Here is a 7880-nt window from a genome sequence, read left to right on the forward strand (position 1 = left end):
ACCTATAGGGGATAATACCATTATTCTCAACACAAGGACTCTTTTCATAAACTATTTAGCTACCTCTTCTTTCGGCATTACCATACCTTTATAAAGTTGAACAGTTATCCAGTAATAAATGAAATAAATGACTAAGAAAATCCCTATTGGCACCCACACTTTCACAAACGGGTCAACTAATATAAAGCTAAATAAGTTAAGCCCTACTAAAACGTGAGAAATGCCAATGATCGCTGGGAAGATAAATAAATATGAAATTTCTTTATATATACTTTTCGTTAACATACTGCGTCTCACACCAATTTTTCGTAACATTTCATAACGGCGTACGTCGCGAGAAGCACCTGTTAATATTTTGAACATAAGGGAACTTGCCATCATTGCTAAAAAGGCAATTCCGAGGAAAAATCCCATAAACATTGTTCCGCTCATGAAGCTGTTCATAAACTGATAAATTGTCATTTTCGTAAATAAGTCTACCTTTTCACCTGTTGCTTTTTCAATTTGTGCTTTTTGTCTCTTGTCTATTTCGATCAATAACGGTTTATATTTTTTCATATCATCTACTTTTGCTAATATTACAGTGTGTTCTGTTCCTTGAATTCCTTTATAATGCTCTTCGTCTGCAATTCTTACTGGTTTTCCGCTAAATTGATTATGCGTAATTTGTATCTCTCTTACAACTGCGTCTTCCCAATCCTTTGGCATTTGAGGGAATTTTGCTAATTCAGGAGCCTCTAAAGCTGAATATACAGGTTCAGTTAAAGGCTCAGTCACACGTTTACGAACAGGCTCTTTTAACGTTTTTGTATCAAAATGGTCTGAAACAAGTGGTGGTTTCGCAGTTAAGTCGTTACGTAAATAATAAACCGCTTCTCCATCTACTTTATAGTTGTACTTGCTTTCTTCAACAATTTCCATTTCTTTTAAGGCAGCTTTGTCTTGATCATTCGGATCATGAATTACAACATCATATACACGAGAAAAGTCTGTCATAATACCTACATTTTTTTGGAAAGCCATACCTGCCGTCATCGCACCTGCGCCTAATGCAATTAACATTGCTACAGTACCTAATACTCTCGATAAACTATTTACTCGAAAGCGTAGCTGTGCATATGTAAAACTATTTAGACCAGTTTCATTTCGTTTTTTATTCCCCTTAATTTTCATCACAAAAAATGGGAGTAATGAACTAAAGATAAAATATGTTCCAAGTGTTGTAACGATGGTTGCTATAATAAAACCTAATTCAGCATATATTTTTACATTGATCATAAAATAGTACCCTGTACTTACTAGTAATACACCAAGTACTGTCATTATAATAATGCGAGTTTTACTTTTCTTTACTTCATCTAGTGTTTCATCTTCACGAATTAACTCTAGTTCAGTTTTACGTAACAATCGGACACTGTTCATTAAGCCAGTAATGAAAAATAGTATTAAGAAGAAAATAGCTGTAACTAAAATTGCTGGTGTGTATACAGATGCATAACTACCTTTTGCTGAAATTTCCATTCCATTCATTAAAAAGTTTCCTGCTACACTTGCAAGTAACATCCCTACTAAAATACCGATAATAATACTGACAATACCCATACCGAATGTTTCAATAAATAATAACTGTGCTACTTTTTTCTTTTTTGCACCAAGCATCATGTACATACCGAGTTCTTTTCTTCTTAACGTGAGTAAGAAAGAGTTGGCATATATAATATAAAATACAGTAATGAAAGATAATAGTATTGCACCTACCCAAAAGACGAGTCTAATACTACTAATTAGGCTATTATCTTTCGTAAATTCACTATTCATCGCCATTGTTTGGAACATGTAGAAAATACTAATACTAATAACGAGGCCAATAAGTAAAACCATATAATCTTTTAACATCTTTTTCATACTATGACGTGATAATTTAAATAACATAGTTTCGCCCCCCTACTTAGACTCAGCAGCTGAGCCCATATGAGCGAGCACACCTAAAATGTCTTGATAGAAATTCTCTCGAGTGCCTTGACGATTTAATTCTTTATAAAGAAGACCATCTTGAATAAATAAAATACGCTCACAATAACTTGCACTAAATGCATCGTGTGTAACCATCAAAATACTTACATTATGATTTTCATGTAAATCTTGCATCGCTTCTAATAAACTTTTTGCATTTTTACTATCAAGCGCTCCTGTCGGTTCATCTGCTAATACAATTGCTGGATTATGTACTAAAGCTCTTGCCGCCGCTGTTCTTTGCTTTTGTCCCCCAGAAACAGCCGTCGGATATTTTGTTAAAATTTCAGTGATGCCTAATTTCTTCGCAACGTCATTTACCTTTCCAGTAATCTCACTTGATGGTACGCCTTGCAAAGAAAGTGGTAAAGCGATATTTTCATAAATTGATAAATTTTCTAGTAAGTTAAAATCTTGAAAGATAAAACCTAATTTTTGAGATCGAAAATCTGATAATGCATTACCTTTCATAGAAGTAATATTTGTACCAGCTATCGTCACACTACCACCTGTCGCCTGGTCAAGTGTACTTATCACATTAAGTAATGTCGTTTTTCCAGATCCAGAAGGCCCCATGATCCCGACAAATTCTCCTTCTTTAATACTTAACGATACGCCTCTTAATGCTTTTGACTGATTCTCATTTCTTTTCCCATACGTTTTTTCTACACTTTCTACAGTAACTACATTTGTTGACATCTCTTTCACTCCATCCCTTTTGTATAAAATCAATTTCTCACATATTTCTTATTATTTTGTCATGTAAATTCTTAAGAATTTTTTAATTATTCATCTAATAAGAGTTACACCCTTAACATGAACCTATTTCCTACTTCATATTCTCATTTTTCTACAACTCGTTCCCTCGATTTCGCTTACATTTACCTTACATTTTTGTAAGATAAAAAAGAAAACACACTAATTTCTAATAGTGTGTTTTCTTTACAATCAATATTTTCTATTCTTTATTTCTTCTTCAATACTTGCCACAAATACATCTAGCGCAACAACTTCTGACTTCTCTTCTCCATATTTACGTACATTTACAGCTCCGTTTTCCATTTCCTTATCCCCAATAACAAGAATATACGGTACTTTTTGCATTTGTGCTTCTCTTATTTTATATCCTAATTTTTCATCTCGTGCATCCTCTTCAACACGAACTCCAGCTTGTGCTAATTTATGTGCAATCTCATTGGCATATTGTTCATGTACTGCATTTGAAACTGGAATTACTTTCACTTGAACTGGTGCCACCCATGCCGGGAACGCCCCTCCAAAGTGCTCAATTAATATTGCTAAGAAGCGATCTAATGACCCTAAAACTGCCCTGTGAATAACAACTGGTCTTTTCTTTTCATTATTTTCATCTATATAATTTAAATCAAATTTCTCTGGCATTTGGAAATCAAGCTGGATTGTTCCGCACTGGTGACTTCTATTTAAAGCATCTTTAATATGAAAATCAATTTTCGGCCCGTAAAATGCACCGTCACCTTCATTTAGTCTATATTTATAATTTAGCGATTGTAATACATTTTCTAATGCTGCTTCTGCTTGCTCCCATAATTTATCGTCACCCATTGAATCTTCTGGACGAGTAGAAAGCTCTACTTCATATTCGAATCCAAAAGTTTTATATACGTAATCAATTTGCGCCATTACGGATTTGATTTCATTTTCAATTTGTTTTGGAGTTACAAATAAATGTGCATCATCTTGGCAGAAAGTACGTACTCTTAATAATCCGTTTAACGCACCACTAAATTCATGGCGATGTACTTGACCGAATTCACACATACGAATCGGTAATTCACGATAAGAATGCAATTTATTTTTAAACATAAGCATGTGCCCTGGGCAGTTCATCGGTTTTAATGCAAAACTTTTATTATCTACTTCAGAGAAATACATATTATCTTTATAATGTCCCCAGTGCCCTGATCTCTCCCATACTTCTTGGTTCATCATGAACGGAGTGCGTACTTCTTGATAATTGTACTCTTTTTGAATTCCTCTTAAAAATGCTTCCAATTCGTTACGAATCATTTGTCCTTTCGGTAAATAAAACGGCATTCCCGGAGCCTCTTCAGAAAACATAAATAACTCAAGCTCATTGCCTAACTTACGATGATTTCTTTTTGCTGCTTCTTCAACGAAATGTAAATACTCTTCTAATTCTTTTTGAGAAGAGAATGCAACACCATATATGCGCTGAAGCACTTGGTTATTACTATCACCTCGCCAATATGCACCGGAAACGTGAGTTAATTGAAATGCTTTCAAATAACCTGTTGATGGTAAATGTGGCCCTCTACATAAATCTACAAATTCACCTTGTTTATATAGTGTTACACTTTCCCCACTAGGAATTGCTTCTAAAAGTTCTAATTTCAAGCGATCGTTCATTTCTTGAAACAGTTTTGCTGCTTCTTCTCGAGAAACCTCAACTCGTTCTATCTTTATATTTTCATTTATAATCTTTTTCATTTCTTTTTCGATTTTTCGTAAATCTTCTATGTTTACACTACTTGGAAGATCCATATCATAATAAAATCCATTTTCAATAACAGGCCCTACCCCAAGATTTATATCACCATACATTCTTTTTACAGCTTGCGCTAAAATATGTGCCGCAGAGTGTCTTGCAATTTCTACACCTTCATTTGAATCTATAGTAATGATTTCTACTTCCGCATTTTCTTCAATATTTCGGCGTAAATCATATAATCCATCATTTACTTTCCCCGCGACTGCTTTCTTTTTCAAACTACTACTAATAGATCCCGCAATTTCTTCTAAAGTAATTCCTTTTCCAAATTCTTTCACGCTACCATCTGGAAATTTAATTTCAATCATTTGTTCTTTCATTTTTCATCTCTCCATTTCATAATAAAAAGCACACTCATCCCTAAAATAGGGACGAGCGTGCTTATACCCGTGGTTCCACCCAGATTCCCATCACAAAATGCAATGGCTTCTTTTACGGTAACGTCGTTTATACGGCACTAGATACTTAATTTCCCCAGTGCAGCTCTAAGGTGGTAAGTTATTTTTCTGCGTTAGGAAGTTCTCAGCTTTCCTTCCTTCTCTGTATAACCGGGTAAAATAACTCGTGTCCTTTTCTTCGCTTATTATGAAATTGAATGCAAAAAAGCATATTCATCCCTAAATATAGGGACGAATATGCTTATATCCGTGGTTCCACCCAGATTCCCATCACAAAAAACATAATGGCTTCTTTTGCGATAACGTCGCATACACGGCACTAGATACTTAATTTCCCTAGTGCAGCTCTAAGGTGGTAAGTTATTTTTCTGCGTTAGGAAGTTCTCAGCTCTCCTTCCTTCTCTGTATAACCGGGTAAAATAACTCGTGTCCTTTTCTTTGCTTTTTGTAAAACATCCATTTATTGTTATTTAATATATCTTATTCATTTTATTTTTGCAAGTGTTTAAAAAAATTATTTATTTAATTAAAAAAGTGAAACCAAATTTTTTTGGTTTCACTTCACAATTTTACCAATCTTGTGGTTCGTAATTTAAGTCTGCAAATAGACGTCTTTTCTCTTTCTTCGTTAAATCTCTCCACTGCCCAACTGGTAAATTATTCAATTCGATATTCATAATTCTCGTACGTTTTAACGTGTATACTTGATAACCTAAAGCTTCACACATACGGCGAATTTGACGATTTAGCCCTTGTGTTAAAATAATTTGGAACTCATATTTTGATAACTGTGTAACCTCACAAGGAAGCGTTTTTGTTCCTAAAATTTTAACACCCGCTGCCATTTTCTCTAAGAAATCAGGTGTAATTGGCTTATCTACTGAAACGATATATTCTTTCTCATGTTTGTTTTCAGCACGTAAAATTTCATTAACAATATCACCATCATTCGTTAATAAAATTAAACCGTCTGAGTCTTTATCAAGACGTCCAATGTGACTAATTCGTAAAGGATGGTTCACTAAATCGATAATATTACCTTTTACAGCTTTTTCACTCGTACATGTAATACCTACTGGTTTATTTAAAGCGATATATACGTGATCTCGAGCAATTCGAAGCTGCTCTCCATTTACTCGTACATCATCACCTGGGTTCACTTGGTCACCAATTTTTGCAACCTTACCGTTAATAATTACTCTTCTCTCATTAATTAGTTTATCCGCTCCACGTCGAGACGCTTTTCCAGCTTCACTAATAAATTTATTGATACGCAAATTAGGCACATCCTTTTCTAAAAAAATTTCAAGCTCACACTGCTTCTACCGTACAATACAAAAGGGTAAGCCTCCTATTATAACTTAAATATATTAACATGAAAGGGTATATAACGTCTTCTATTAATTAGTTGTTTATAAGAAAATATCGTTATTATACAATCATTTATGCACTTTTTCATCGTTTAATATACAAGCCATTCTTCCTTACATACAGCTTGTTTTCCTTGTATCTTTTCTATATCTTCATGAATATTAGCTAATTTATATAAATCTGGGAAAATCTCTTCCACATAATGTTGGTGCGCTATTTCATCTTTCCAATACGTTAACACTATGTAACGATTTTCATTTTTTAAAGACTTCCCAACTACTCCACCTAGCATTCCTTTTGCTTTTTCCATTCCTTTATTCCAAATTGTTTCTTGCTTATGTAAAAAATACTTTTCCTTTTCCAACTTTACATCACATATAGCAACTCTTACGAATGCCCCCTCTATTACAACGTCTTTCAAATGCATATCAGTTATATCATACAACGTTTGAAATAATTCAATTTCACATGAAAGAAACGTATCCTCTTGATTACTATTTAAATAAATTGTATCGTGAGCTCCATTCATAAATGATTGATATACACTTCTATCTTCCCATAAAGTAAATACACATGCCTCATCTTCATTCCATCCACCAAATTGTCCATGAAAACCCTCTAGGTGTTGTATATCACGCCATTTTTCTTGCGCACTGGAAAACAATTCTTTTTTCTCTTCTTCCACCTTACAGTAGATTGTTTTTAGTAACATTTTTAATTCCCCCTTATGATTCGATCCATTTCCCACTCGCCATACTTTCTATTTTTCCATATACACAAACGTTAATTTATTTTGTTATCAACTCCATTACTTATTCAAAGTTTGATGCCCTCCGTAAATGTTGTAAGTTGATTATTGGAATACTTACCGTGTAAAAATACATCTAAAATATAAAAATTAAAATCTCTTGCTTTCTTACCCTGTTTATAGTTTACATAACATTATTATGTATTACCGATTATCTATATCATTCAATAAAACATATTATTTTATACTATACGCATAATAATTTTAATTCAAACAATTCAGAATTAAAATCCAAAAAAGATAGAAAGTAAACAATCTTACATTATCATCTACTCCCTATCTCTTTTATCATCAATTATTTTTCAAACAAATAATACGTAATTTCTCCTGGATAATGTAATACAGTTACCTTCCGCTCCCCCTTTTTAAAACTAACAGTATGCCCGTTTTCCCCTAAGTTCTCCCATCCACTCGCCTTTGTAATTGGCATTACACTTATATATTGATAATCCTCTTCCTTATCATCGTTAATATGAATTGCTGACATTGGTACTGGAAAACCTTTAATTTTAGATTCTTTATTCATAAATATGAATGCAATTACACCAACTAATAACATAGCCATTGAAATACTTGAAACTAGTTTTCTTCTATTCATTTTCACTAAAAACCCTCTTTTCTCACATATAACTTTCATCATTTTACTAACTTTAATTATTTATGTATAGAAAAGATATAATTTAAATCATTTCCAACCTATTTTCTCTACTCCAAACAACATTATTGTTATATATTATAA

6 protein-coding genes and 2 other annotated features are annotated in these 7880 nt (G+C 33.2%); all 6 genes read right to left on the reverse strand.

The window, feature by feature from the left end:
• Positions 1-51: 51 nt before the first annotated feature.
• Positions 52-1932, reverse strand: coding sequence for an FtsX-like permease family protein (locus tag DN400_RS28940; protein ID WP_000897860.1), 1881 nt, complete (start codon positions 1930-1932; stop codon positions 52-54).
• Positions 1933-1944: 12 nt separating this feature from the next.
• The gene (locus DN400_RS28945) at positions 1945-2712 is read right to left on the reverse strand and encodes an ABC transporter ATP-binding protein (protein ID WP_000106426.1); all 768 of its coding nucleotides are present in this window, start codon (positions 2710-2712) and stop codon (positions 1945-1947) included.
• A gap of 249 nt (positions 2713-2961) precedes the next feature.
• The gene (gene thrS / locus DN400_RS28950) at positions 2962-4884 is read right to left on the reverse strand and encodes a threonine--tRNA ligase (protein WP_000663044.1); all 1923 of its coding nucleotides are present in this window, start codon (positions 4882-4884) and stop codon (positions 2962-2964) included.
• Positions 4885-4928: 44 nt separating this feature from the next.
• Positions 4929-5150 (reverse strand) — a binding site (T-box leader).
• 36 nt (positions 5151-5186) lie between these two features.
• Positions 5187-5410, reverse strand: a binding site (T-box leader).
• A gap of 121 nt (positions 5411-5531) precedes the next feature.
• Positions 5532-6239 (reverse strand): 23S rRNA pseudouridine(2604) synthase RluF, encoded by a 708-nt coding sequence (gene rluF / locus DN400_RS28955; RefSeq protein ID WP_001222162.1) that lies wholly within the window; start codon positions 6237-6239, stop codon positions 5532-5534.
• A gap of 185 nt (positions 6240-6424) precedes the next feature.
• Entirely contained in the window at positions 6425-7045 is a 621-nt protein-coding gene (locus DN400_RS28960) for a YdbC family protein (protein WP_000925176.1), read from the reverse strand.
• Between the two features lie 391 nt (positions 7046-7436).
• A complete protein-coding gene (locus DN400_RS28965) occupies positions 7437-7781 on the reverse strand; it encodes a hypothetical protein (protein WP_003278183.1) in 345 nt (114 codons plus the stop codon).
• Positions 7782-7880: the final 99 nt, after the last annotated feature.

It is taken from the genome of Bacillus sp. AR8-1, from assembly GCF_008042345.1.
Taxonomy (GTDB): Bacteria; Bacillota; Bacilli; order Bacillales; family Bacillaceae_G; genus Bacillus_A; species Bacillus_A cereus.